Below are 23,526 nucleotides of genomic sequence, written 5' to 3' on the forward strand. Positions count from 1 at the left end.
GACAGCGGAGAGATTGGCTTATCGGTTATGCCGCCGGAAGGATGGGGTTGGTGGAGCGCTTACCGAAAGCCAATGGCGGCCAGCGTAAGCTCGGCATTCCCACGGTGACGGATCGGCTGATCCAGCAAGCCCTGTTGCAGGTCATGCAACCGTTAATCGACCCCTGCTTTTCAGAACACAGTCACGGCTTTCGGCCGGGCCGCAGTGCCCACGACGCCGTGCGTAATGCGCAGCGTCATGTGCAAGCGGGCCACGAGATCGTTGTGGACCTGGATCTGGAAAGCTTCTTTGACCACGTCAGCCACGACATCGTGATCGCCAAGCTAAGTCGATATATCACGGACCCGCGTATTTTGCGTTTGGTTCGTGCGTATCTCGACGCCGGCATCATGGTGGACGGCCTGGTGATACGGCAACATGCCGGGACGCCGCAAGGCGGTCCGCTGTCGCCGTTGCTTGCCAACGTGATGCTCGACGAAGTCGACCAAGCGCTGGAACGCAGTGGCCATCGCTTCGAACGTTATGCCGACGACAGCAACATCTATGTTCGCAGTCGGCAGGCTGGAAGACGCGTGCTGGCCCGCCTGCGTCAGATTTACGGTCGACTCAAGTTACGCATCAACGAAGCCAAGACCACGATCCGGAGCGCCTTCGACGCCTCGTTTCTGGGTTATGCGTTATGGCGAGCCCCGAATGGCGAGGTCAAAGTGGCGGTCGCGGCCAAGGCAATCAAGGCCTACAAACGACGTGTCAAACAACTGACGCCTCGTCATACCGGCCGCAGCCTGCTCGACATCATCGCCAAGCTCCGTCCCTACGTGCGCGGCTGGAAAGCCTATTTTCGGCTGGCGCAAACGCCCCGGGTCTGGAAACAACTGGACCAATGGCTGCGCCACCGACTCCGTGCGATCCAGCTCAAGCACTGGGGTAGCGGCGCCACGATCTATCGAGCGGCCCGTGCACTCGGCGCCCGACCTGCGACGGCCCAACAGGCCGGCCGCAGCGCTGGGCACTGGTGGCGGGGCAGTGCCATAGCACTGAATAGTCTGCTCACGATTGCGTGGTTCGACCGCCAGGGCGCACCCCGGTTGTGCTAGTTTCAAATTCTCGAACCGCCGTGTGCGGAACCGCTTGCTCGGTGGTGTGGGAGGGGCGCAGCCCGTTGGCTGCCCCCTATCCCGATTCCGCGCTTCGCGCTCCGGCGTCAACTGAGCTTGGGCGTTATAGGAAAAGACAAAGGAGAGCTTCTTGGCTGTACCAGACTTCCAATCGCTAATGCTGCCAATGCTTGAGTTTGCGGCTGATGGGGCCGAGCACTCGATGAAGGAAACAAGAGACGCGTTAGCGACAAAGCTGGGGCTTTCTGATTCCGAGTTGGAAGAAAGGTTGCCAAGTGGCCGGCAAACAACATTTGCTAACCGAGTCGCATGGGCAAAAGTTTACCTAACTCAGGCGGGTGTTCTGGAGTCTCCGAAGCGGGGAAAGTTCTTTATTTCTGAGCGCGGGCGCAAGCTTCTATCTGAAAAACCACCGCGCATCGGAATCAAAGATCTGGAGAGGTTCAAAGAATTTCAGGAATTCAGGCAAGCAAGCAACAAAAATCGGACTGAAAAAGTCACCCACACAGATGAAGCAGATTCCCCATCTACAACTCCCGAGGAAACATTGGAGCAAGCGTATCAGCAGCTCCGAGATGAGGTCGCGAATGAGCTTCTTCATTTAATAAAAGGCAATAGCCCGGAGTTTTTCGAAAAGCTGGTTGTCAATTTAATCGTTGCAATGGGTTACGGTGGTTCGGTTAAAGAGGCAGGCAAAGCGACTCGAAAAACCGGTGATGAAGGAATCGACGGTGTCATTAAAGAAGATCGGTTAGGCCTCGATGCTATTTATCTCCAAGCTAAACGGTGGGAGGCGGTCGTTGGTCGTCCAGAGATACAAAAATTTGTAGGTGCCTTACATGGGCAAAGAGCGAAGAAAGGTGTTTTCATTACGACCAGTCGGTTCTCCAAAGAAGCTTCCGATTATGTCGGCCAAATAGATCCAAAGGTCGTTCTTATTGACGGAAGCGATTTAGTCCAATTGATGATTGATCATGGTGTCGGAGTTAGTTCGGCGGCGGTGTATGAAGTCCGAAAAGTGGATACGGATTTCTTCATCGAAGAATGACCGAAACCACCTATAACAAGGGGCTGCAGCGGACCGCTTTTCCGGCGGGTTGCGCCTCCAAATCGGCCGCTGAGCCCAGGCGTTAGCCCCTATGAAAGAAAATAATAATTCCAGCTCATCGTTTAAGGTCGCGATATGGTCTCTTATGGTTGCAGCTGGCTCTCTTTTGATAGCGGCTGTATCTCTCTTCATGAGCGGCTGGCAGTTCATTGAGAACAATAGCGAATTTCATGCCGACTATGACGCGAGCGTGACCGTATCTACCGGCAAGTTTCCGATAAATAAAATTAAAAATGGGGATAATTCTTTTAATTTTAAAGTTATTAACAGTTCAAAAAGGAGTATCAATTATTTCGCCAAGGTCGAAAGCAATATGGGTTGCGTGACAGGATCAGACGCACAACCGAAATTAATTCCTTGCGGATACGAATCCCAGAACATAGCGCTAGGAAAGAAAAGCACGAAGAACAATTCGTTCCAGCACGAGATTAAGCTTAAAGCCTCGCCAGGAGCTGTAAATACGTCGCCATTAGCGTATAGCTCACCTCCAAAATACTTTCTTAATGTCGAGATTTTTAGCGCAAGAAATCGAAAACCATTGTTTCAAAGCCTTTGTTATTATAGTTATGACACCGAATATAAAGCGTTCGTACTATATCAACCCATAATCGATACTTCCGGTTATTCCGTGGTTTTGCAATCACATTGTAGGGGCTAACAAAACGCTGCAGTTGACCGCCCAAAGCGCTGCCGCGCTTCGGCGGCAACTGAGCTTCGGCGTTATGCCTTGTTGCGTGATGCGCAACGCGGTATTATCGAGGCGTGATCAAGTCGTTTCGCCACAAAGGACTCAAGAGGTACTTTGAATCGGGATCAAAGGCCGGAATCCAGCCCGAGCACGCCAAGCGGTTGCGAATGCAATTGGCTGCGTTGGACACAGCGATTGTGATCGAAGATATGGACATCCCTGGCTTCAAGTTGCACGCCTTGAAGGGCTCGAACGAAGGACGATGGTCTATTAGGGTTAATGGCAATTGGCGTGTCACGTTCGAATTTCAGGAGGGTAATGCCTTCGTTCTGGACTACGAGGATGATCACTAATGGCTATGCACAATCCCCCGCATCCTGGCGAGTTCATCCGAGAGGTATATATGGAGCCTTTCGATATTACGGGCCGAACGCTTTCGAAAAAACTCGGAGTGTCGCCATCGACGCTTAATCGTCTGCTCAAGGGCAGTAGTGGCGTTAGTTCTGAAATGGCACTTCGCCTATCCAAAACCTTGGGGCGTTCTGCCGAAAGCTGGTTGGCGATGCAGGATAATTACGAGCTGTGGCAAGCCAAGCGCACTGTAAATCTCGACGCAGTTGAGAAAATCGAGTTTGACGCTGTATAACGATACACTGTAGTTGAGCGCCCGAAGCGCTGCCGCGCTTCGGGTTCCCGTACGCCCGGCATGGGCACGATCTTGGAAGTTGAGTCCGCCGCCGGGAGCAGGTCTTGCTCCGTGCCCGCAATGGCAACACCGGGCCCAATCGCCGCAGTCGATCATCCAGCTCTACGGCGATGGGATGGTGTGTTGGTGCCATGAATTCGTTCATTCGACGGCGTTCTTCTTGTCGCCAAGGGTGATGTGCACCCGCCATTTGCGTTGACGACGCAAATGGCACGATGAGTCTCGGTTGGCGGATTCATGGCCTTCTGCGTGTAATGGACCAGGGCCGTGGCGTTAAAACGCCATCCGGGAGCCGCATTTACATTGTCTTTGTCCGCGTGTCGCGGCCCACGGCGCGGCGTGATAGGTTTCGTAGAAGTTGATGTAGAGAACGCGCCGGCAGTGTGGGCATTTCAGGTCGCCGGTTCCGCTCCGGAATAGGGGGCGATGCCCCGGTTGCGTGCGACGTGATTTGATGAGTCTCATGGGGTACCCGTGCTGTTGCTGAACCCGAATCCAACGTAGGGCGCAAATGTTGGAAAAATATTGGCGTTCGCCTTGGACGGCGGTTGACTGATGGGGCGCTTCCCATGCGTTGTCGTGGCTGGGGAGCGGTGGGGCAGAACTGGATATCAGGCGGCCATAATCGCCAGACGATAATAAGAGGGGCGCGCGCGGGGATTTCATGCGGGATCGCGCCGTGCCCTTGGGTGAGACCGTGAAGGGGGTCACGCGCACTCCGGGGGAGCGATAGCGCATGCATCGTCCAGGACCGTTCATCCGGCGCGGACGCCGGTTGGTTACCGGCCGTGAGTGCACTGAAATACGCTTGGCGCCGGCAGTGCGACTTGCAGTCGCCCGTGGGCTGATCTGGTCAGTGGCCGTATTGGCCTGCATGCCCGGGGTCGCGACCGGGTACACGCTTTACCAGAGCAAGCGCGGGCGGAAGCTCGATTTCATACTCGATGCGGGTGTGGGGCTGTTTTCCAGTCAGCATGATTACTCCGGCCAGCGCCGCGGTTCTCTGGCGTGGAGTCTCAGCGCCGCCATAGTGGGGCTGTCCGGCAAGCTGCCTGTGGCCGGCGGTTCGACGGTCTATGGCGCGGTCACCGGCTTGGGTACGGTCGTCAACGGCGATGGCGATGCCGCCGGTGTTTCACACGGTGGCGATCGCAGTGCGCGCCTCGACCAGGCCTATGTCGGCTGGCGTTCCGGAACGCTCTTCGGCGTGAAGGACGCGATCGATGTGTCGGTCGGCAAGCAAGGCCTGACCTTGGACCGGGGCTGGCTGGTCGACAGCGGCGCGCTGGCCGTTGGCACCGGGCGAACGTTCGATGAGACGGCGGTTGCGCGCTTCCGCCTGGGCGCTGGCTTCACCGCCAAGGCGTTCTATCTCGGTTCGGACAAGGCCATGACCGGCAAAACGCACCTGGCCGGGGCCGATCTGGCCTACGCGGATGGGGCCGGCGACGCCCTGGGGGCGACTTATCTCCGGGTCACGGACGTCGACTCGACGACATTTCACGGTCTTTGGGCTGCGCGGGCCGGTCTGAACACGTTCAGCGTGCGTGGCCGCAGCCGCCTGGGCCTGGACCATGCATTGTTCTCGTTCGCGGGGACGCTCCAGCGCGGTCATCCGACCGTCCGGGGCCGGCCACGCCGCGTGAAGGCCTGGGCGTGGTACGCACAGGCGGCCTATCGTTTTTCCGGCTGGCCGTGGACGCCAAAGCTGGTCTATCGCTTCAGTTCGTTTTCCGGTGACAACCCGGATACGCGGACGCTCGAAGGCTACGATCCGCTGTTCTACGGCTTTTACCGACAATACGGCACCTGGGTTCAGGGGGATGTGGCCGGGGTGTACACCGGGCCCTTCAATCGCAACGCCGACATACAGCACGTCGGGTTGTACGTGCATCCGCCCGGCCTGCGGCGCGCGGGGGTGATGTTTTTCCACTACCGCATCCGTCAGACGCCTGCGGGCGTCAGTGACGACTTCGCCCGGGAATGGGATTTCTTTGTCGATTGGTTGCCGAAGCCCAATGTGTTGATATCGCCGTCCTTCGTCATCTTCGATCCCGGCGCCGGTGCGGCGGCGCTGATTGGCGCGCGCCAGACCAATCATTTTTTCCAACTCATCGCCGTCTGGCGGTTTTGAACCGGCGCGAGCCGGGCTTGTAGTGCATGCGCCGGGTTGAAGACGGCCTCTGGGTTACCCGGTTTGCGATCGCAAACCGGGCGGCATGTCGGTGCGGATCTCGTCGGGTATGCAATCTTCACCGACCCGCGCCATAAGCACGGCCAGCGGCCAGCGCATCAGATTCTGGCGGTGATTTTGTCGGATGAAATGCCGTACGGACAGATAGTGAAAGTACAGAAGCCGTCCACGGATTTCGTCCATATCGAGCACCTGGAGCATGCATTCCAGGGTCGCGTTCAGATCGACGGCATCGGTGGCGGCGAAAAACAGGCCGAGATGGGCCCGACTGCTGGGCACGTTCTGGTACATGTCGGTTGCGACAAGCGCCGACGCGTCGTGGTCGCCGATGGCGGTCAGGGCCTGGCATTGGAGTATCTGCACATAGAGGCGGAAGTCCGTGGCCCGAGGCGCGAGTTCCAGCGCCTGGTCGTAGAGCGCCAGTGCCTCGTCGGTGCGCGCTTCCCAGGCGTACATCTGGCCCACGGTGGTAAACCCCGTCGCGAACGCAGTGGTTTGCTGCAGCGCGTCCTGCGCCAGTTCCAGGGCCAGCGGCCGGTGGGCCTTGTTGACGAAATACAACAGCTTGGCCGCGTTCAGGACGAACACGGGGTTGTCCTGAAGCTTGGGCAGCGCGGCCAGCACCCGTTCTTCGATTTCGGCTTCGTCCGCATGCCGCCTGTGCCGCTCGGGGCCTGCGAATATGTCGCGGCCGGCGAATATATACTTGGAATGCAGCGTGGTGGCGAGCAGCAACTGGCTGACGGGATCGTGCGGCTTGTCCCGCAGGGCCGCGCGATATTCGCGCTCGGCCGCCCGGTTGGCGGCCATCGACCGCCGGCGCTGGGCGAGTGCCAGCGCGGCCGCGGCCTGGTGGTCATTCGGGTTTTCGCGCAGGCGCGCTTCCAGCTGTTCTGCGGTCTTATCCCATTGCGGGCGGCTCTGGGCGAACAGCAGCGCGGCTTGTTGCAGGCCGATGGCCAGCGGTTGCGCATCCGGCGCGGTCGCGGCGTTTTCGTTGTATGTCAGGCTGCGCCGGATATCGCCAATGATCTGCCGGGCCAGGTTTGCCGCGATCTGGCCACAGGGCAGGGATTTCGGGTCGGGCGCGCTGATGCGTAGCCGCGTGACACTCAGGATGACCCGGGCGGCGAAAGGTTTGAGCGTCACCGCGCAATCCAGGCATCGATCGGCGCTTTTGACGAAACTGACCTGTACGGCGAATCGCGGGGGCTCGCCCTCGAAGCATTCAGGCGCGGGGCAGTCCAGATCGAGCGTGACCTTGTGCCGCTGGGCCGTATCGCGATCGAGTTGTCGCATGAGCGTACGGAGAAACGCCCAACCGGCCTCGGCCAGGTGCCCACTGAAGTGCAAACCGCGAACCGGGCCGACGACGATAAGTGCGCCAGCGGACGGGCGCCGCGTCTGCACGCGCTGTGCAACCCACAGATAGCCCTCGCCGTATTGGGTTGCGATATAGCGCGGCTCGGTGGCCGAATCGCGCAACTTGCGCCGCAGGCTATTGATGATGTAATCGACCTTGCGATCGGAAATCTCGGGATCGTCTCCGACGATGGCATCGAACAGGCGCTCGCGCCGCAAAACCGTATTGGCGTGGTGCACGAACACGCCGAGCAACGCACGTTCGGCGCCGGTGAACTTGAGGGCATCGCCTGTCGCCACATGGACCGCGGTAGCGAAATCCGGCGAAAAACGCCAATCCCCATATTGAGCCGGGTCCAGCATCGTTCAGTCCCCCACGCACTCCAGGCCCGAGCCCCGTACTCGGCGCGGGCCCGTGCCGACGATGGGTTCGCCTGTTCTTGCCGGGGCCCTTGGATAATCAAGCTAACCGATAAGCCCTGTGTTTCGCAAAGCGCCCGCGGGCCGCGGCATCCCGCGCCGGCGAAGCTGCCGCGCCCACACGATCACCCGGCGCCGCGGCTGCCGGGCCGTTCCGGTATGGGTCTCGGGTGTGCAACCTGTGTGCGCTAAAATGCGCGCGGCACGGCCGTTATCGGCACGGGCAGTGGCCAACGTGCGCGGTGCCCGGGCCCTGCCGACGATCACTTGAATCGAGATCCACCCATGGCAAAACAGGACCGCGCTGCGCTTGCGGCCATCCAGAATGCGTCGCCCGAGGCGCTGCAGTCGTACTACGACGACTGGGCGCAGGCCTACGACGCGGATCTCGCCGCGATGGGATATCGGGCGCCCCAGGTCGCGGCTCGCATCCTGGGCGAGTACCCGGTGGTTCGTGCCGCGCCGATACTGGACGCGGGCTGCGGTACTGGCCTCACCGGGCAGGCGCTCGCCGGCGAAGGGTTCGAACACCTCGTCGGGCTCGACCTGTCGGCGGCTTCGTTGGCGCAAGCCGAAGCCAAGTGCTGTTATCGCCGGCTTGTCCAGTGCGACATCAATCAGCCGTTACCGCTCGCCGACCGGCAGTTCGCCGCCGCCCAGTGCATTGGTACCTTGACTTACGTCCGCGATGTTTCGCCGTTCATGCGCGAACTCTGCCGTGTGGTGCAGCCGGGCGGCCTGATCCTGTTCACGCAGCGCAAGGACCTGTACGGCGACGCATTCCAGGCCGCGCTGGATACCGTCACGGCCCAGGGGTTGTGGTCGCTGCTGTATCACTCCGAGCCACAGCCGTATCTGCCGCACTATGAGGCGTTCGGCCGGGCGCAGGATATTCACTACGACCTGTATCGTACGGCCGATTGAACGGGCCCGGTTGTCGCAACGTCATGTCGGGCGAGGCCCGGGTCTGTCGTCGTTGCACACCAGGCGGCGCCCGACAATCGGCCCGGTGCGGTAATCCCGATGGGCCGCCGGCCTTTGTCGCACTCCTTCAGGCGCGGCGCGCTTATCGTGGCCGGGGGCCCGCGCGCCTCGTCTTGCCGCAACACGGTCACCTGCGGCGCGTTGCATGAAATCGCGGCAGGCGACGTGCCATAGCCGCGACTGCGTGGGCCACTCCGAAGCGAGTGCGTTCGCTCGGGTCGCTGTGTCCGCGACCGGCGCCCGTCGGGCGGGCGGCGCGTGAACGGCCGGCGGGGGCCTCATGCTGCGTTTCGCACTCGGGCGTGCGCTTGATTCGAACGGTATTCCGGGGCGCCAGCATTCCATGCATTCAGGGCATCCAGGGGCGTTCCGCAATGCATCATCGGCATCATAATCGGTAAAAGTGGTCTTTGACACGTGCATTGGCGTACTGGGCGATATGGCTCATAGCTTGCCCGCCAGCGGCCGACTTTTATGCGCCGCCTGCCTAAAGTTTTCCTGTATCTGCCGATATTGCTGTGACTATCAGGTTATCCGGCTTTCCACGGCGAAAAAAAGACGGCCCCAGTGGCTTTTTGCGATTTACAGAGCATGAGGCCGACCGGACCCGCGGATTATTTCTATCAGAATACAACCCAAGAATGGGAGCTCATATTTAAATGCTTAAAAGCGTAAAAACAAAACTTGGCGCAGGCTTCGGGCTGATCCTGTTGCTGGTCTGCGCGCTGGGCGCGGTCTCTTTGCATTCACTGCACAACAGCCAGCAGAACGCTAATCAGATTTTCAACAGCAATCTGAAAGCGATGCATTATCTTGGCGACGTCAACCTGCAGTTGGGCCGGGTCGACGCGCGCGCATTGAGGGTGATGAACAAGAAAGATGCGAAATCTGCCGCGAATCTGGAGACGTTCCTAAATAGCGCCAAAAAGAAAATCGCAAAGAATCTCGGAGAGTACTATCCGGCGATGGTCGGTAGTCCGAGCGAACATGCGAAGGCGAAACAAGCCATCGCCGACTATCATGCAGTTCTCCCGCTGATGAATCATTTCATCAGCCTTGCCTCGGCCGGCAACTTCCAGCAGGCGATGACCGATTATTCCTCCAACGTCGACAAACCGTTTCGGCAACTGCGCTCGGAGTTACGTGACCTGGGTAGCCTGCAGGTGACGCAGGCCGATGGGGCGCATACGGCCAGCATCGCGTCTGCTTCGCAGGCCGACGTGATCATGTGGGCCCTGCTGGGGTTCGTGGTGGTGGTCACGATTCTGACGACCCTGCTCATGACTCGCATGATTACCCGGCCGTTGGAGCAGACACGAGGCCTGGTGGATGCCATCGGCCAGGGGCGGTTGGATAATGAAATCGTCAACCCGTTCCGCGACGAGTTCGGCCAGCTGCTGACGGGGCTCGCGGAAATGCAGGAACGGCTGGCCGCCATCGTGACGAAGGTGCGCGACGGTTCGGATTCGGTCAGCGTGGGCGCCCGGCAGATTGCCGCCGGCAACGACGAGCTGAGCACCCGAACCCAGCAACAGGCGGCGAGCCTCGAGGAGACGGCGTCGTCGATGGAGCAGATGACCGCGACCGTCAAGCAGAACGCCGACAACGCCACCCAGGCGGACCAGCTGGCGCGGCAGGTGCGCTCGCAGGCGAACGAGGGCGGCGAAGTGGTCGGTCGCGCGGTCGCGGCCATGGAGGAAATCACCGCCGCCAGCCGCAAGATCGGCGACATCGTGGGCCTGATTGACGACATCGCGTTCCAGACCAATCTGCTGGCACTGAACGCATCGGTGGAGGCGGCACGCGCCGGGGAGCAGGGGCGTGGTTTCGCGGTGGTGGCCACCGAGGTTCGCAACCTGGCCAGCCGGAGCGCGAACGCTGCGAAGGAAATCAAGGCGCTGGTGGTGGACAGTTCGGCCAAGGTGGCCGACGGTTCGAGCCAGGTGGCGCTGTCCGGCAGCACACTCGAGGAGATCGTCAAGTCGGTGACCAAGGTCAGCGATCTGGTGTCGGAAATGGCGGCCGCGGGCAAGGAGCAGTCCGCGGGCATCGAGCAGGTCAACATCGCCGTCAGCGAGATGGATAACACCACGCAGAAGAATGCGGCCCTGGTCGAGCAATCGGCCGCTGCCGGGCGCTCGCTGGAAGAGCAGGCCGAGGATCTGAAGGCGCAGGTTGCCTCCTTCCGGGTGGCGGCCCGGGCCGCGCAAAAGATGCGCACGCTGGCGCCGCAGCCGGACGCGGGCCAGTCCCAGAATGGGCCGGCGAAGGCGATAGGCGGCGGCAAGCCTGCACAGGCTGCAAAGCCCGCGCCCGTCGCGGCGCCTGCCTCTGGCGATGACGACCAGTGGGCGACGTTCTAGGGCCGGTTCGCGCAACGAAACCCGGGGGCCACGTCGCCTTGTGCGTGGGGCCCCGGCACATCGAGAAAAACGGCCCCGCATCAGGCCCTGTTCCGTATGTGCGGCACAGGGCCCCAGTATGCCGCCATCGGCGGTTCAGCCGGCGCCGGTGAACCGGTATGGCTGGGTGCTGCGCGTCTGCGGTCGTTCCGGCCCGGACCGGGCGGCCCATTGCAATCCTCGTCGGCGCCCATAAAGTGCGTCTGCGCAACGGTTTGCAACATACGAAAAATCACGCAACTCGATGAATTCGGCTGAACACGACAATGCGCCGGCGTTCACCGGCGAGGCCACGCTGGGGCTGATTCCGGCCCCCGATCTGCCCGAGGCCGTGGTCGCACGTATTGTGGCGGGCTTGCCGGAACGGCTCCACCAGTGCATCGACGACCGGCTGACCTGGCATGTCGAGACCGTCACCGACCCGTTGATCGGTGCCGAAGACGAGACTAGGCAGATTCTGGCCAAGGCCGGCCGTATCAAGCAGGCGCGAGGTTGGCAGTACGTCGTGTGCGTGACCGATCTGCCGATGTTGCGTCATGGCAGGCTGACGATCGCCGAAGCGGACGGCCAGCATGGCACGGGTGTGCTTTCGCAGCCGGCATTGGGGTTCTTGCAACTCAAGCGCCGATTGCAGGACGCAATCCTGCAACTCGTCAACGAAATGCATCACGGCAGCTCGGATGCCGCACGCAATCGCCAGCAGGTTCATATCGCGCAGCAGGCGGACCGGTATGGGCACGGCAGCGAGATCAGCGCGAATGCCCGCGAGTTGGTGGGCAGTCGCTATCTGCGACCGTTCGTTTCGCTTCGCCGTCTGACACCCGACGATTCCGCGGTGGATGTCCGATTCGTGACCGCGAGCCGTTGGCGGGGCTATATCCAGCTGTTGCTCGGCATGGTGTACGCCAATCGGCCCTGGACGATTCTGCCGTCATTCAGACGGGTGGTCGCCATCGCCTTTGCCACGGGTACCTATGGCCTCGTGTTCCCGACGTTATGGCATTTGAGCGATGCCTACGACAGGGCGCGTCTGTTGGCGTTGATGGCCCTGTCGTTCATCGCCATGATCGCGTGGATCACCATTGCGCACGGGCTGTGGGAGCCGCGCAGTGCAAACGCGCGATTCACGCTGGTCTGGCTCTACAACGCGACCACGCTGACGACGCTGTTGATTGGCGTCGCCTGTTACTACGTCGCTCTTTTCTGCCTGTTTTTCACGACCGCCCTGATCTTCATTCCGGGCCATTACTTGCAGCAGGTGCTCCAGCATCCCGCCGGGCTCTACAGTTACGTGGTGCTGGCCTGGCTGATCACGTCGGTGGCGACGATCACGGGGGCGCTGGGCCTGAGCCTGGAGGGCGATGCCACGGTGCGCAACGCCACCTACGGCTATCGACAGCGCATGCGCCACCGTAAAGTGACCCGGGATAGCGCTTCATCACGCTAGCGGCGCCGCGGGCGGGGCGATTCGGCGACATGACGCAACGAACAACAGCGGGTTGCCAGCGGGCGGCAGCGCCGGCTCCTGAATGGCCGCGGCGCCCGATCAGCGGCTTGCGATAGCATCCGGCGCAAGCGTCAATTCGAGCCGATCGGGGGCACTCGAGCCGCCGCTGCCCGGTCTGGAAGTCGGCATCCCGCCCGCGCAGGGGCGCCAGCATCCGTGTGTCCGGAGACACCCGCGTGCTCCGTGAACCTCGATAGCAAGGAGTGAACATGACGCCGGAACAGAAACTGGACGCACTGGGACTCGTCCTGCCACCGGCGCCCGACCCGTTGGCGCAACACCGCCCGGTCAAGCGGGTGGGCAACATGCTGTACCTGTCGGGCCAGGTCCCGCGTAATGGCGACGGCTCCCTGGTCGCGGGCCGGATGAGCCAGGACACCCCGGTCGACGACGGATATGCGGCGGTGCGCAACGTCGGGTTGCAAAACTGCTGGCGGTCGCCAAGTCGGTGGTCGACGATCTGTCGCGCATCGAGATTGTCAAGGTAACCGGCATGGTCAACGCCGAGCCCGACTTCCGCCATCACGCCAAGGGGGCAACGGCTGTTCCGACCTGTTCACCGAGGTCCTGGGCGAGGCCGGTTTTCACGCCCGCTCCGCCGTCGGCATGGGATCGCTGCCGCTGGGCGTGGTCGTCGAGATCGAGGCCATCATCGCCATCAAGCGATAACGAAAAGTCGATTTCTGTCCGGGGGCGGCGCGAACGGGCCGGTTCGTTGTCGAGCAGCCCCGACGGGGTGAATCGGTAGCCGAAGGAAAAGTGTGTCGCGGTAGCGGTACACAGAGGCGCGCGGCATCGCCGTGCGCTCTGGATGAATACACGGCCTTGGAAATGGCGGGCATCATCCCGGTGCACAAGGGCCCGTCGTTAAGCGGGTCCTTACGGTGCGGGCGCTAGACTCGGAGACAGTGTCTGACGATCAGTTTGGAATCATGCGATATATTTGGCTGCGGCGGGTGGTCCTGGTTTTTGGTTTAACCATCGGGGCGACCGTCGGCCCGGGGGCTTTCGCCGCCGACAATGCCGGCCAGAACAACCCGGGCGGCCAGACACGGCAAAAACAGGCTCACGCCTCCCAGGGCGGCCAGCAGTCTTCGCAAAAGTCTTCCGAGAAACCCTCCCAGAAGTCTGCGACGGCGGGCGGCGGCAAGAGCAAGCCGGCGGCACACGCGGCGGCCAAAAAAGGCAACAAGTCGGCGTCCGGGGCGCAACAACCACAAGCCAGGCGGTTCGGTTACGCAGACGTGGTCGCCATGGCCCGGGCCAGGGCGAAGAAATCGTATCAGCCGCCGGCGAAAATTCCCGGCTTTCTGAAAAAGCTTTCGCTGTCCAAATATCAGCAGATCAAGTACAAGCGCAAGAATGCCCTCTGGCGGCAGGCGGGCTTGCCGTATCGGGTGATGTTCGACATGCCCGGGTCGTATTTCGATCATGCGGTACAGATATCGGTGGTCAACGGCCGCAAGACCCGGTCGGTGCCTTTCGATAAGCAACGCTTTACCTTTCCCGACAAGAAACTCAAGAAAAAGATTCCGAAGGATCTCGGCTACGCCGGTTTCAAGGTCCTGCATGAGATGGGTCACCCGGGCAAACTCGACGAGGTGTTGTCCTTCCTCGGCGCATCGTATTTTCGGGTGATTGGCGCGAACGAGCATTGGGGGCTGTCGGCCCGCGGGCTGTCCATCGATACCGCCAGCAGCTCGGGCGAGGAGTTCCCGAAATTCACCCACTTCTGGCTGGTGAAGCCGGGCAAGACCAGCCGTCAGCTGACGATCTACGCGCTGCTTGATTCGCCGAGCGTGACCGGCGCGTACAAGTTCACGGTCACCCCGGGGCAGGCGACCTATACGCACGTCGAGGCCACGTTTTTTACCCGCAAAAAGATCAAGAAGCTTGGTGTGGCACCGCTGACGAGCATGTTCACGCGCGGCAAGACCAGCCTTGCGCGCATGAACAACATATTGCCGGAAGCGCATAACTCCGACGGCTTGTTGATTCACGCGGCAACGGGCGAGTGGCTGTGGCGACCGCTGGTCGACCCGCAGAAATTGCGCCTGAACGATTTCGATGCCGACCACGTGAAGGGTTTCGGGCTCATGCAGCGCGACCGCCGCTTCAGTGATTATCAGTCGCTCAAATATCAGTACCAAAAGCGGCCGAACGCGTGGGTTACCCCCGACGGCGATTGGGGCAAGGGCCATTTGCAACTGGTGGAAATTCCGTCGAACAGCATTGTCAACGACAACATCGTCTTGTACTGGGTTCCCAGGAAGCCGGTTAAGGCCAACCAGCGCCTGCATTTCGGTTACACCATCAAATGGAGCGAACAACGTGCCGAGCCGGACAGTCTCGGCCGGGCGATTGCCACCCGCGTTGGCCGTGTCGCCCCGCAACCGGGCAAGAAGAAAAGCAGGGTCAAGGTCATGGTGGACTTCGCCGGCGGTAAGCTGACCGACCTCACCAAGGCCAGCGAGGTGAAACCCAAGGTCAATGCCAGGCGCGACGTCACGCTCTACAACATCCAGCTACGCCGCAATCCGCATACGCGCGGCTGGCGGCTCACCTTCGAGGTTTCGGCCAAGAATTTGTCGAAGCCGCTCGGCCTGAGGGCTTATCTGGCCAAGCCGCAAGGCGGCGGCATCACCGAAACCTGGAGTTATGAGCTGAAAACGCCATGACGACGGGTTTCCCGTGACCCGGAAACCGCGGCAGCGTGTAATCCGACGTTCAATTCGCGACTTCTGGGGCACGGCTGTCGGATTACGGTGCGCGCACCTGATCCGACCTACGTAACCACGGCTATCGACAGCCTATGCGCTACCGTAAAGTCACCCGGGATAGCGCTTCATCACGCTTGCCGCGGCGCGGGCCGGGCGATTCGGCGACATGACGCAACGAACAACAACGACTTGCCGGCGGTGGCAGCGCCTGATCAGCGGCTTTCGATAGCGTCCGGGGCCGTCTTGAATTCGATCTGGCCGGCGTCAATCGAGCCGTGGCTACCATACCGCCACACCCAGTTCTCGTAGCCGTGGCTCACCGGCAATCCGGCGTAGATCGGGACGTCTTCGATCCATTCAGCAAAAACAGCCGCGAGCGATCGTAGCCCGTCGGCCAGGGTGCAGTGGTCGAAACCGCCCAGGCAGACGGCTTGTAGGCGGTCGCGCTGTATCGAGCCGATCAGTTGCCCGAAACTACGCTCCAGCCGGAATTCGGCCTCGCCCACGTCTTCCAGCAACAGAATCGCATCGGTATCGAGCCGCGGGGCGGCGGCCGTGCCCGCCATGCTGGCGAGCGTGGTCAGGTTGCCGCCGACCAGTTGGCCGGACACGGGCCCGGTAGGGCCGGCCATGTGGGTCAGGCGCCACGCGCTGGCGCGGTCCTGCAGCCAATCGACCAGCGAGGCCATGGAGGCCGCACGCTGGCCCTGTTCTTCGGCGGTTTCACCCGGCCTGGCGAGCTGCGTGGCGACCGGGCCGTGGATCGCCAGACGCCCGTGCTGGCGAAAGGCTTCGAGCAGGACGGTGATATCGGAAAAGCCGATCAGCGGAACGTTGCCCGGAATGCGTGTCCAGTCGACGTGTTCGACCAGATGCGCGCTGCCGTAGCCGCCGCGCAGGCACCAGACGGCGGCGACGTTCGGCAGCTCGAAAGCCCGGTGAAGGTCGGCCAGGCGCGCTGTGGCGGTGCCGGCCAGATAGCGGTGGTGATCGCGGACGTGGGCGCCGAGGCAGGCGTCGATACCGGCGGCTGCCAGCACCGCCAGCGCGGTGTCGATCCGTGCGTCGGCCACGCCGCCGGCGGGGGCGATCAGGGCGATGCGCTGGCCGGCGAGCGGGCGGAGCACATCGGCCAGGCGGGCGAGCGGGGCGGCCAGCGGTGTCGGTTCACAGGTCATGGGTTGTTACCCGCGTGCCGAGTCGTTCGCCGGCCATGTCGCGCAGATGCTGGTGGTGGGTGAAGAACAATACCTGGGTTTTTTCGGCCAGGCCGGCCAGCACGTCGAGCCCGGCCATGGCACGGTCGTCGTCGAAGTTGATGAACAGGTCGTCGGCGACCACGGGCAGCGGCGTGGCGCGTTCGAGATAATCCTCGATCGCGGCAATGCGCAGCGCCAGATAGATTTGGTCGCGGGTGCCCTCGCTCATCCCGGGTGGGGCGACGCGCGCGCCGTCGGGGCGTACGCCGACGATCTGCAGCTCGTCGCGGTCGTCGAATTCGCCGGCGAGCCGTTCGAAGGAGCCACCGGTGAGGTGGTTCATGAGTGCGGAGCCGCGCTCGATCAGCGGGCGCTGCTTGTCCATGGCGTAGCGCTGGCCGGCCCATTTGAGCAGCAGCGCGGCGGTGCCCACGCGCAGGTAGCGCTCGGCGGCGTCCTGCATGTCGGCCAGTGCGGTCTGGCGTTCGGCGGCGGCGGTCACCGCGCGATCATCGCCGCCGATGGCATCGAACGCGGACTTGGCTTCGTTGCGGGCGTCGCGCGCCGGGCCGAGGTCGGCGTCCAGATGCTCGATCTGCTCGGACAGGGCGTCGATCTGTTCGCGCAGGGTGTCGAGATCGCTCGCCTCGACCGCGGCGATGAGATCGTCGATCGACTGGCCGTCGCCTTGCTCGGCCAGTGTTTCGGCGATGGCGGCGTGTTCGGCGGCCAGCGCCTGGCGCCGTTCGGCGCGCGCGATGATGGCCTCGAGCGCATCGGGATCGGCCACGCCGGCCTGCCGGCACAAGCCGTGGAGCCGGCGTTCGGCGTCGGCGCGGGTCTGTTCGTGCTGGGCGATGCGCTCGCGATGGGCGGCCAGATCGGCTTCGCGCGTCTGCAGGCGTGCGTGTTGCGAGCGGATGTCGCGCAGGGCGGCGGTCAGCCGCTGCACGGTCGCCTCGCCCGGTTCGTCGTCGACGGCGCTGCGGCCGGTGGCGTCGAGAATACGGGCGAGTTCGGCCTCGAAACGCGACCGGCGTTCGTTGAGGTCCTGCTGTTCGGCCGCCAGCTCTCGCGCCTGCCGGGCCTGTTCACGGCCGGTTTCGATGACGTCGAGCACCGCCTGGCCGGCCTGGGCATCGAGCGATGTGTCGAGCCCCAGTTCGTCGAGCGCGGCCCGCCACGCGCGCTGCCAGTCGGCCAGCTCGGTCGCGGCCTGCTCGCGGATCGCCTCGAGCGCTTCCATACGGCGTGCCTGTTCGCGGCGTTCGCGACCGAGCCGCTGGCGTTCGTCGCGCTGGCGATGCGCGCGCTCGATCAGCCGCCGGGCGTGTTCGATCAGCATCGCGAGCGAGGCGTCGGCGATGTGGCTTTCGTCCACGCCGAGGGTCACCAGATACGGCTGTACCTGGTCGCGATGTGCGGCGATACGGTTGGCCAGCTCGTCGCGGGCGGCCTCGGCGTCGATGTGATTCGCGCGGGCGGTCAGCGCGGCGTCGCGATGGGCGAGCCAGTCGCGCATCGCCGCCGGGCTGGCCGGTTCGAGATCGGCGGCTGCCCACAGCGCGGTCCATTCGGTCAGCAGGCCGTCGAGCCGCGTGCGGGCCGCGTCGCGCCGGGCGATGGCTTGTTCCAGGGCCTGTTCGCGCTCGGCCACATGGCGCTGGCGCTCTGCGTCCTGCGTAATCGCTGCGGCATGATCGAAGCGGGCATCGGCCAGCGCGTCGGCCTGGCGTGTCGTGCGCTCGAAGGCCTCGACCGGGTTCTTTTCGGCGGCGGCGTCCAGCCTGGGTGCGTCGGCTTGGTCGAACAGATCGCGCTCGCGCTGTTCCACATACCGACGCCGCACGAGCTGCCAACAGGCATCGCGTTTTTCGCGCGTCGCGGCGAGGCTTTCGGCGCTCGGCAGGGGTTGGTCGGCGCGGCGACGGGCCAGGGCATCGCGCGCGCGTTCGACTTCGTCGCTGAGTTCGTCGACGCGCGCCTGGTGTTGTTGGCGGGCTTCGCGGGCGCCGTCGATGGCGGCTTCGAACTCGTCAATGCGGTCGCGGGCGGGCACGTCCAGCGCGGCAAGGGTCTCGATATCCGCCACGGCCGGCTGCATGGCGGCCAGCCGGCGGGCCAACTCGCGCGCCAGCCGATCCACGTCGACCTGGCTGTTGCGCTGTTCGGATTCGAGATCGCCTTCGCGGGTGCAGGCGGCCAGCCATGCTTCGAGCGCGGTGGTGTCGGCCGCGCCGCCCAGCGCGTCGGCGTCGGCGGCCAGCCGGGCCTCGGCTTCGCGGGCGGTGTTGAGATTGTCGGTGGCGTGGTCGAGGCTCTGGCGGTGCGTCGCCTCGGCGGCTGCCAGACGCCGGGCCCGGGCGAGGGCGGCGGCGGTCGGCCATTCTCTCGTTTCATCGGGCCAGCCGAGTTCTCGCTGTGCGTGCGCCAGGGCGTCGGTTAAATGTGCCTGTTCGCGCTCGATCTCGGCGCGGCGCTCGCGATCGGCGGCGATCCGGCCGCGCTGTTCGGCCAGACGTTCGATCGCCTCGCCGGCTTCGCGCAGCGCCGGGTCGTCGCTGAGGGGGGCGATTTCGGCATCGATGTGCTCGATCTGGTCTTCGATGGATGCGATCGCGGCATCGGCCGATTCGATCGTGTGTTTGGCCCGCTCGAAGGTCGCGCGTGCTTCGGCGTGCAGGGCAGGTGTTTCGCCGAGACCGGCCAGCTCGGCCTCGATTTCGCGATAACGACGGGCCGGGGCGGCCACGCGCCGGATGCGTTCGAGTTGTTGCCATTGATGGCGCAGCCCGCGGCGCTGTTCGGCCAATGCCTGGTAGCGGGCTTCGGCGGTCTCGAAGGCTTCGCGTTTGCTGCGCCAGTCGCCGACCGTGACCTCGTGCTCGCGGATATCGGCCTCGGCGGTCTTCAGCCGGGCTTCGGCCTGATAGTAGCGTCGGTTCTGCGAGGCATTCGGCGACCACAGCGCGTCGGCTTCGGCGCCCAGGGCCTCGCGTTCGGCGAGCACGTCGGCCAGGCCGGAGCCGGCCGAAAGCAGGGCGGTGTCGGCATTGGCGTCGGCTGCCGCGAGGTTTTTGCCGCCTTCGCGCAGGCCGGCGTGGTCGAGGCTGAACATGCGGGTGAAAAACGCCCGGTCGGCGCCGGCAAGCCCGCGTTCCAGATCGGCCTCCAGCCGGGCCGCGGCTTCGCCGGCGGCGTCGAGCAGGGTGTTCTTGCGGCCTTTCTTGCGCACCGCCTCGATTTCGGCGCCGGCCGCCTCGAGGCGCGCGCCGATGCGCAGCGCGTTGTAGGCGTGCAGGAAATTCAGTGGCGTCTGCGGGGGGAAACCGAACAGAAAATCGCCGACCGCGCTGCGTGCGGTCGATTTGCCGGCCTCGTTGGCGCCGAACACGATATGCAGATCGATTGCGCCCGGCGTAAAGACGAGCCGTCGCTCGGTGAAGTGGCCGTAGGCGAGCAGGTTCAGCGCAGCGAATCTCACGAGGCGCCCTCGTCGGCGGCCAGCCGCGACAACAGATAATTGCCCGCGCCGTCGATGAGCGCGGCCGTATCGCCGTCGATTGCGGCGCGCAACAGGGCGTCATCGGCGTCGGTCCGGATTTCGTGCGGCAGGCGTTCGGCCAGCTTGCGCACGTCTTTTTCGATCATCTCGCGAATATCGGCGTCGTTACGGGCGTCGTCCAGCAGTCGCTGCAGCTCGCCGAGTGCGTCCTGGCGTGCGCGACGGCTGGCGGCATCGAGCTCTGGCGCCGTAGCCAGTCGGATCTTTTCTACATACACCGGTGTGCCGCCCAGCCCGGCTGCGGCCGCCCGGGCTTCGGCAAGCAGTTGTTCGGCGGCGGCGACCAGGCGATCGTGCAGGACGGTGGTTCCGGTCAGGCGCAGGCGGATAGCCAGCAGCCGGCCGTCGGCCGCCTCGACGCCAGTTTCGATGGCAGCGCGCATGGCGGCCGTCACGTGGTTGAAATCGTCGGCGTTCGAGACATCGACCTCGGCGTGCTGCCAGCGCGCGACATCGCAGTAGATCGGGTGCAGCGCCGCCACCCGACCGTCCTCCACGATCACCTCGAACGCGCTCTTGGCGCCGGTCTCGCGGATCGAGCGGCCCTGGAGGTTGCCGGAAAACACCACGTGCGGATGCTTGGCCAGCACTTCGGCGCCGTGCACATGGCCGAGCGCCCAGTAGTCGTAGCCCTTGGCGGTCAACTCGTCGAGTCCACATGGGGCATAGTTCTCGTGCCCGCCCAGGCCGCCGAGTCCGGTGTGTAGCAGCCCGATGTTGAAGGCGCCGGGCGTGGGTGCCGGGTAGCCGGGCACCAGATTGTCGGTGGTCTTCTGGCGGGCATAGCTCATGCCGTGCAGCGCGATGCCCCGTTCGTCGATGGCACGGGTTTCGGCGTGCTCGTGCGAGAAAACATGCACGTTGTTCGGCAGCGAGAGACTGCGCGTCATCTGGTTCTGGGCGTCGTGGTTGCCGTGGATCAGATAAACCGGGATCGCCGCTTTGTTCAGGCGATGCATCTGGCGCACGAAGAACACGCCGGTCTGGTAATCGCGCCAGTCGCCGTCGTAGACATCGCCGGCGATGACGACGAAATCTACCGCCCGCTCGATGGCCGCGTCGACCAGCGCGGTGAGCGCTTCGCGGGTGGCCAGCCGCAGTTGCGCCGCCACGCCGGGCACGTCGTCCGACAGGCCGCGCATGGGGCTGTCGAGATGAATATCGGCGGTGTGGATGAAGCGAAAGGAACTCAAGGCAACAGTTCGGGGCAGGGCGTTGGCGATCGCTGCATCTTAGCGGCTGCGGGCGATGCACCCAATCGGTTTGGGGCGGTATCGAGGATGCATGGTGCCTGGTGAGAGTAGGCCGGGGTGTAGCAATTTTGAGCCAGCCGCTGTTCGCGCGGGGTTGATCGGTTCGAATCGCGAGGCGCTTCGGACTCCGGTTTCGCACTGATGCGCGAGTCCCTTCTTCTGCTTGCTTGTATAGACCGGAGACATAGGTAACAGATGTGCCAGGACATGGGTTACACCTCGACGCTGATCGTTGGCGTATCGAGGTGCCACATCATGCCCTGGAAGGAAACCACATCGATGACCTCACGTACCGCGTTCGTAGCGCTGGCGCAAAGCCAGGGCATCAGCGTATCGGCATTGGCCCGACGCTTTGGTATCAGTCGCGAGACCGCCTACAAGTGGCTTGCACGTGCCGCCGCGGGTGGCCGTGCGACGCCCTACCAGGGCAGGCGATCGATATCGACGTTGCCGCCGGTGAGAATCACGCCGACGCGCCGGTTTTCGAACTGCTCGGGCGCGGCGAGAACGGCGGCGAGTGCCACGGCGCAGGACGGCTCGACGATGATCTTCATGCGCTGCCAGATCAGCCGCATGGCGGCGATGATCTCGTCTTCCGAAACACGCGTGATGGCGGCGACATGGTCGCGCACGATTGGCCAGGTGATGGCGCCGAGTGAGGCCTTGAGGCCGTCGGCGACGGTGTCCGGCGCGTCATTGCCGCAGCGCTCGCCGCTCTCCAGCGAACGGGCGGCGTCGTCGGCCGCGGCCGGTTCGCCGCCGTGGACCGCGATATGCGGCGCGTGGGCGGCGACGGTGAGCGCGGTGCCGCTGAGCAGGCCGCCGCCGCCCACCGGCGCGATCACCGCGTCCAGATCGGGGACCTCCTCGATGAGTTCGGCGGCGCAGCTGGCCTGTCCGGCGATGACGCGCGCATCGTCATACGGGGCGATGAACTCGGCGCCGGTTTGGCCGACGAACGCATCGAGCGCGGCCTGGCGCGCGGCGTTGGTCGGTGCGCAGAAGATGACGTCGGCGCCGTAGCCGCGGACCGCGTCGATCTTGGGCTTCGGCGCGGTTTTCGGCATGACCACGGTGGCGGCGATGCCGCGCGCGGCCGCAGCGCGGGCCAGGGCCTGGCCGTGGTTGCCGCTGGAGTGGGTGGCGACCCCGCGCGCGGCCTGTTCGGGGCCCAGCGAGAACACCGCGTTGGTTGCCCCGCGTGCCTTGAACGCGCCGGTTTTCTGGAAGTTCTCGCATTTGAAGAACAGCGCCGCGCCAGCGGCCCGGTCGAGCGTGCGGCAGGTCAGTACCGGGGTGCGATGGATGTGTTCGGCGATGCGCTGGCGGGCGGCAACCAGGTCGGCAGCGGTGGGGCGCGTCATTCGTGTCTTTAGTTCGGGGCAGGAATCCGCATACTGCCATGCAGGGCCGGGAATCGGGTGGCCTTTTCCGGTCCGGCGGTGGTTCAATCCGATGGAGTGCGTGATGGAAGAACCGATGGTGCTGCGCTATATCTGCGAACTGGGCGGCGATGAGACAATCGTGGAAGCCGCCAGTGCCGAGGATGCGGCGGACCTGGCGGCCAAGGCGTACGCCGCCGAACACGGGCCCGGCACCTATACGGTGACGGTGTCCGAGGCGACCGACTACGATCTGCCCCTGATCGCCGGGGACGACCACACCGTTACCGTCGGTTGACCATGCGGCGGGTTCGCAGCATGAGAGCAGTCGCGATGTATGCCGTGGCCGACCTCGTCGTCGCCAGCGCGCTGCTGTCGGGCTGTGCGGCGCTCTCGAACAGCGGCGACGGGCACCACAAGCGGGCCAGGCAGGCCGCTGCCTTCAAGGCTACACCGGCCGCTCGCAACGCCGATGACCGGCAGCGTCTGACCGAGGCACTGGCCACGATTTATGCCGACAGCAGCGTGCACCCGTTGCGCTACCACGCTCGGTTCGTCGACCTCAACGGCGACGGCAAGCGCGAGGCGGTGGTTTATGTCACCGGTCCCTCGGGCTGCGCGCAGGGTTGCGATCTGTACGTCCTCGCGCGCGACGGCGATCGCTACCAAGCGGTCTCGCGTATTCCCACGGCCCGCGCGCCGGTTTACGAACTCGATCAACGCCATCACGGCTGGCACGATCTGTGGGTCACCACGGTGGGCGACGCCGGGGGCTCGCATGGCCAGCGCATGCAATATGCCGGGGGCGGCTATGTGCCGGTCGACGACAACGGGGCCGCCGCCGCGCGCACGCCGTTGATACCGAACCTCGATGGCCCGGGGCATGCGATACCGGCAAGCGGCCATGGCCAGTAGAGT

The 23,526-nt window shown here is 63.8% G+C and carries 18 protein-coding genes; 12 read left to right on the plus strand and 6 right to left on the minus strand.

Going from position 1 to position 23,526, the window contains the following annotated elements; all coding sequences use genetic code 11:
• From ltrA to ACS8Y6_RS16665, 5 genes are all read left to right on the plus strand, one after another.
• The coding region (ltrA, locus tag ACS8Y6_RS16645; protein WP_440856078.1) for a group II intron reverse transcriptase/maturase at positions 1-1,097 on the plus strand (1,097 nt) is incomplete at its 5' end.
• Positions 1,098-1,248: 151 nt separating this feature from the next.
• Complete coding sequence (locus tag ACS8Y6_RS16650; protein ID WP_440856079.1) at positions 1,249-2,166, plus strand: restriction endonuclease; 918 nt, start codon at positions 1,249-1,251, stop codon at positions 2,164-2,166.
• 822 nt (positions 2,167-2,988) lie between these two features.
• A complete protein-coding gene (locus tag ACS8Y6_RS16655; RefSeq protein WP_440856080.1) occupies positions 2,989-3,267 on the plus strand; it encodes a type II toxin-antitoxin system RelE/ParE family toxin in 279 nt (92 codons plus the stop codon).
• On the plus strand, positions 3,267-3,560 hold the full coding sequence (locus tag ACS8Y6_RS16660; RefSeq protein WP_440856081.1) for a HigA family addiction module antitoxin: 294 nt from the start codon (positions 3,267-3,269) through the stop codon (positions 3,558-3,560). The genes ACS8Y6_RS16655 and ACS8Y6_RS16660 overlap by 1 nt, the downstream gene beginning before the upstream one ends.
• 880 nt (positions 3,561-4,440) lie before the next feature.
• Entirely contained in the window at positions 4,441-5,754 is a 1,314-nt protein-coding gene (locus ACS8Y6_RS16665) for an alginate export family protein (protein WP_440856082.1), read from the plus strand.
• Between the two features lie 54 nt (positions 5,755-5,808).
• Here the strand turns inward: ACS8Y6_RS16665 and ACS8Y6_RS16670 are convergent, their stop codons facing one another.
• Positions 5,809-7,539 carry a winged helix-turn-helix domain-containing protein gene (locus ACS8Y6_RS16670; protein ID WP_440851595.1) on the minus strand — a complete coding sequence of 577 codons (1,731 nt, stop codon included), beginning with the start codon at positions 7,537-7,539 and terminating at the stop codon, positions 5,809-5,811.
• Positions 7,540-7,881: 342 nt separating this feature from the next.
• Between ACS8Y6_RS16670 and ACS8Y6_RS16675 the strand changes: the two genes are divergently transcribed.
• The 4 genes from ACS8Y6_RS16675 to ACS8Y6_RS16690 all read left to right on the plus strand — a co-directional run bounded on the left by ACS8Y6_RS16675 (position 7,882) and on the right by ACS8Y6_RS16690 (position 12,977).
• A complete protein-coding gene (locus ACS8Y6_RS16675) occupies positions 7,882-8,520 on the plus strand; it encodes a class I SAM-dependent DNA methyltransferase (protein ID WP_440856083.1) in 639 nt (212 codons plus the stop codon).
• A gap of 719 nt (positions 8,521-9,239) precedes the next feature.
• Positions 9,240-10,943, plus strand: a complete 1,704-nt coding sequence (locus ACS8Y6_RS16680; RefSeq protein ID WP_440856084.1) for a methyl-accepting chemotaxis protein — start codon at positions 9,240-9,242, stop codon at positions 10,941-10,943.
• Positions 10,944-11,226: 283 nt separating this feature from the next.
• Positions 11,227-12,429, plus strand: a complete 1,203-nt coding sequence (locus tag ACS8Y6_RS16685) for a hypothetical protein (protein WP_440851598.1) — start codon at positions 11,227-11,229, stop codon at positions 12,427-12,429.
• A gap of 269 nt (positions 12,430-12,698) precedes the next feature.
• A complete protein-coding gene (locus ACS8Y6_RS16690) occupies positions 12,699-12,977 on the plus strand; it encodes a RidA family protein (protein WP_440856085.1) in 279 nt (92 codons plus the stop codon).
• A 34-nt stretch (positions 12,978-13,011) separates the two neighbouring features.
• On the opposite strand, the gene ACS8Y6_RS16695 is transcribed toward ACS8Y6_RS16690, so the two are convergent.
• Positions 13,012-13,344, minus strand: coding sequence for a hypothetical protein (locus ACS8Y6_RS16695; protein ID WP_440856086.1), 333 nt, complete (start codon positions 13,342-13,344; stop codon positions 13,012-13,014).
• 77 nt (positions 13,345-13,421) lie between these two features.
• Between ACS8Y6_RS16695 and ACS8Y6_RS16700 the strand changes: the two genes are divergently transcribed.
• Entirely contained in the window at positions 13,422-15,167 is a 1,746-nt protein-coding gene (locus ACS8Y6_RS16700) for a glucan biosynthesis protein (protein ID WP_440856087.1), read from the plus strand.
• A 254-nt stretch (positions 15,168-15,421) separates the two neighbouring features.
• On the opposite strand, the gene ACS8Y6_RS16705 is transcribed toward ACS8Y6_RS16700, so the two are convergent.
• The 4 genes from ACS8Y6_RS16705 to ACS8Y6_RS16720 all read right to left on the minus strand — a co-directional run bounded on the left by ACS8Y6_RS16705 (position 15,422) and on the right by ACS8Y6_RS16720 (position 22,590).
• Entirely contained in the window at positions 15,422-16,387 is a 966-nt protein-coding gene (locus ACS8Y6_RS16705) for a S66 peptidase family protein (protein ID WP_440851160.1), read from the minus strand.
• Positions 16,377-19,892, minus strand: coding sequence for an AAA family ATPase (locus tag ACS8Y6_RS16710; protein ID WP_440856088.1), 3,516 nt, complete (start codon positions 19,890-19,892; stop codon positions 16,377-16,379). Before ACS8Y6_RS16710 ends, ACS8Y6_RS16705 begins: the two co-directional genes overlap by 11 nt.
• On the minus strand, positions 19,889-21,166 hold the full coding sequence (locus ACS8Y6_RS16715) for a metallophosphoesterase family protein (protein ID WP_440851162.1): 1,278 nt from the start codon (positions 21,164-21,166) through the stop codon (positions 19,889-19,891). Before ACS8Y6_RS16715 ends, ACS8Y6_RS16710 begins: the two co-directional genes overlap by 4 nt.
• Positions 21,167-21,645: 479 nt before the next feature.
• Complete coding sequence (locus tag ACS8Y6_RS16720) at positions 21,646-22,590, minus strand: pyridoxal-phosphate dependent enzyme (RefSeq protein WP_440851163.1); 945 nt, start codon at positions 22,588-22,590, stop codon at positions 21,646-21,648.
• Positions 22,591-22,693: 103 nt separating this feature from the next.
• Between ACS8Y6_RS16720 and ACS8Y6_RS16725 the strand changes: the two genes are divergently transcribed.
• Both ACS8Y6_RS16725 and ACS8Y6_RS16730 read left to right on the plus strand, forming a co-directional pair.
• Positions 22,694-22,906, plus strand: a complete 213-nt coding sequence (locus tag ACS8Y6_RS16725; RefSeq protein ID WP_440851164.1) for a hypothetical protein — start codon at positions 22,694-22,696, stop codon at positions 22,904-22,906.
• A gap of 20 nt (positions 22,907-22,926) precedes the next feature.
• The gene (locus tag ACS8Y6_RS16730; protein WP_440856089.1) at positions 22,927-23,523 is read left to right on the plus strand and encodes a hypothetical protein; all 597 of its coding nucleotides are present in this window, start codon (positions 22,927-22,929) and stop codon (positions 23,521-23,523) included.
• Positions 23,524-23,526: the final 3 nt, after the last annotated feature.

This window comes from Salinisphaera sp. RV14 (assembly GCF_052044135.1).
Classification (GTDB): domain Bacteria; phylum Pseudomonadota; class Gammaproteobacteria; order Nevskiales; family Salinisphaeraceae; genus Salinisphaera.

Excerpts from the sequence above, each read along its gene's own strand:
- ACS8Y6_RS16720 (WP_440851163.1), bottom strand. The coding sequence starts at position 22,590 with ATGACGCGCCCCACCGCTGCCGACCTGGTTGCCGCCCGCCAGCGCATC.
- ACS8Y6_RS16725 (WP_440851164.1), top strand. The coding sequence starts at position 22,694 with ATGGAAGAACCGATGGTGCTGCGCTATATCTGCGAACTGGGCGGCGAT.
- ACS8Y6_RS16685 (WP_440851598.1), top strand. The coding sequence starts at position 11,227 with ATGAATTCGGCTGAACACGACAATGCGCCGGCGTTCACCGGCGAGGCC.
- ACS8Y6_RS16670 (WP_440851595.1), bottom strand. The coding sequence starts at position 7,539 with ATGCTGGACCCGGCTCAATATGGGGATTGGCGTTTTTCGCCGGATTTC.
- ACS8Y6_RS16705 (WP_440851160.1), bottom strand. The coding sequence starts at position 16,387 with ATGACCTGTGAACCGACACCGCTGGCCGCCCCGCTCGCCCGCCTGGCC.
- ACS8Y6_RS16660 (WP_440856081.1), top strand. The coding sequence starts at position 3,267 with ATGGCTATGCACAATCCCCCGCATCCTGGCGAGTTCATCCGAGAGGTA.
- ACS8Y6_RS16700 (WP_440856087.1), top strand. The coding sequence starts at position 13,422 with ATGCGATATATTTGGCTGCGGCGGGTGGTCCTGGTTTTTGGTTTAACC.
- ACS8Y6_RS16730 (WP_440856089.1), top strand. The coding sequence starts at position 22,927 with ATGAGAGCAGTCGCGATGTATGCCGTGGCCGACCTCGTCGTCGCCAGC.
- ACS8Y6_RS16675 (WP_440856083.1), top strand. The coding sequence starts at position 7,882 with ATGGCAAAACAGGACCGCGCTGCGCTTGCGGCCATCCAGAATGCGTCG.
- ACS8Y6_RS16690 (WP_440856085.1), top strand. The coding sequence starts at position 12,699 with ATGACGCCGGAACAGAAACTGGACGCACTGGGACTCGTCCTGCCACCG.
- ACS8Y6_RS16680 (WP_440856084.1), top strand. The coding sequence starts at position 9,240 with ATGCTTAAAAGCGTAAAAACAAAACTTGGCGCAGGCTTCGGGCTGATC.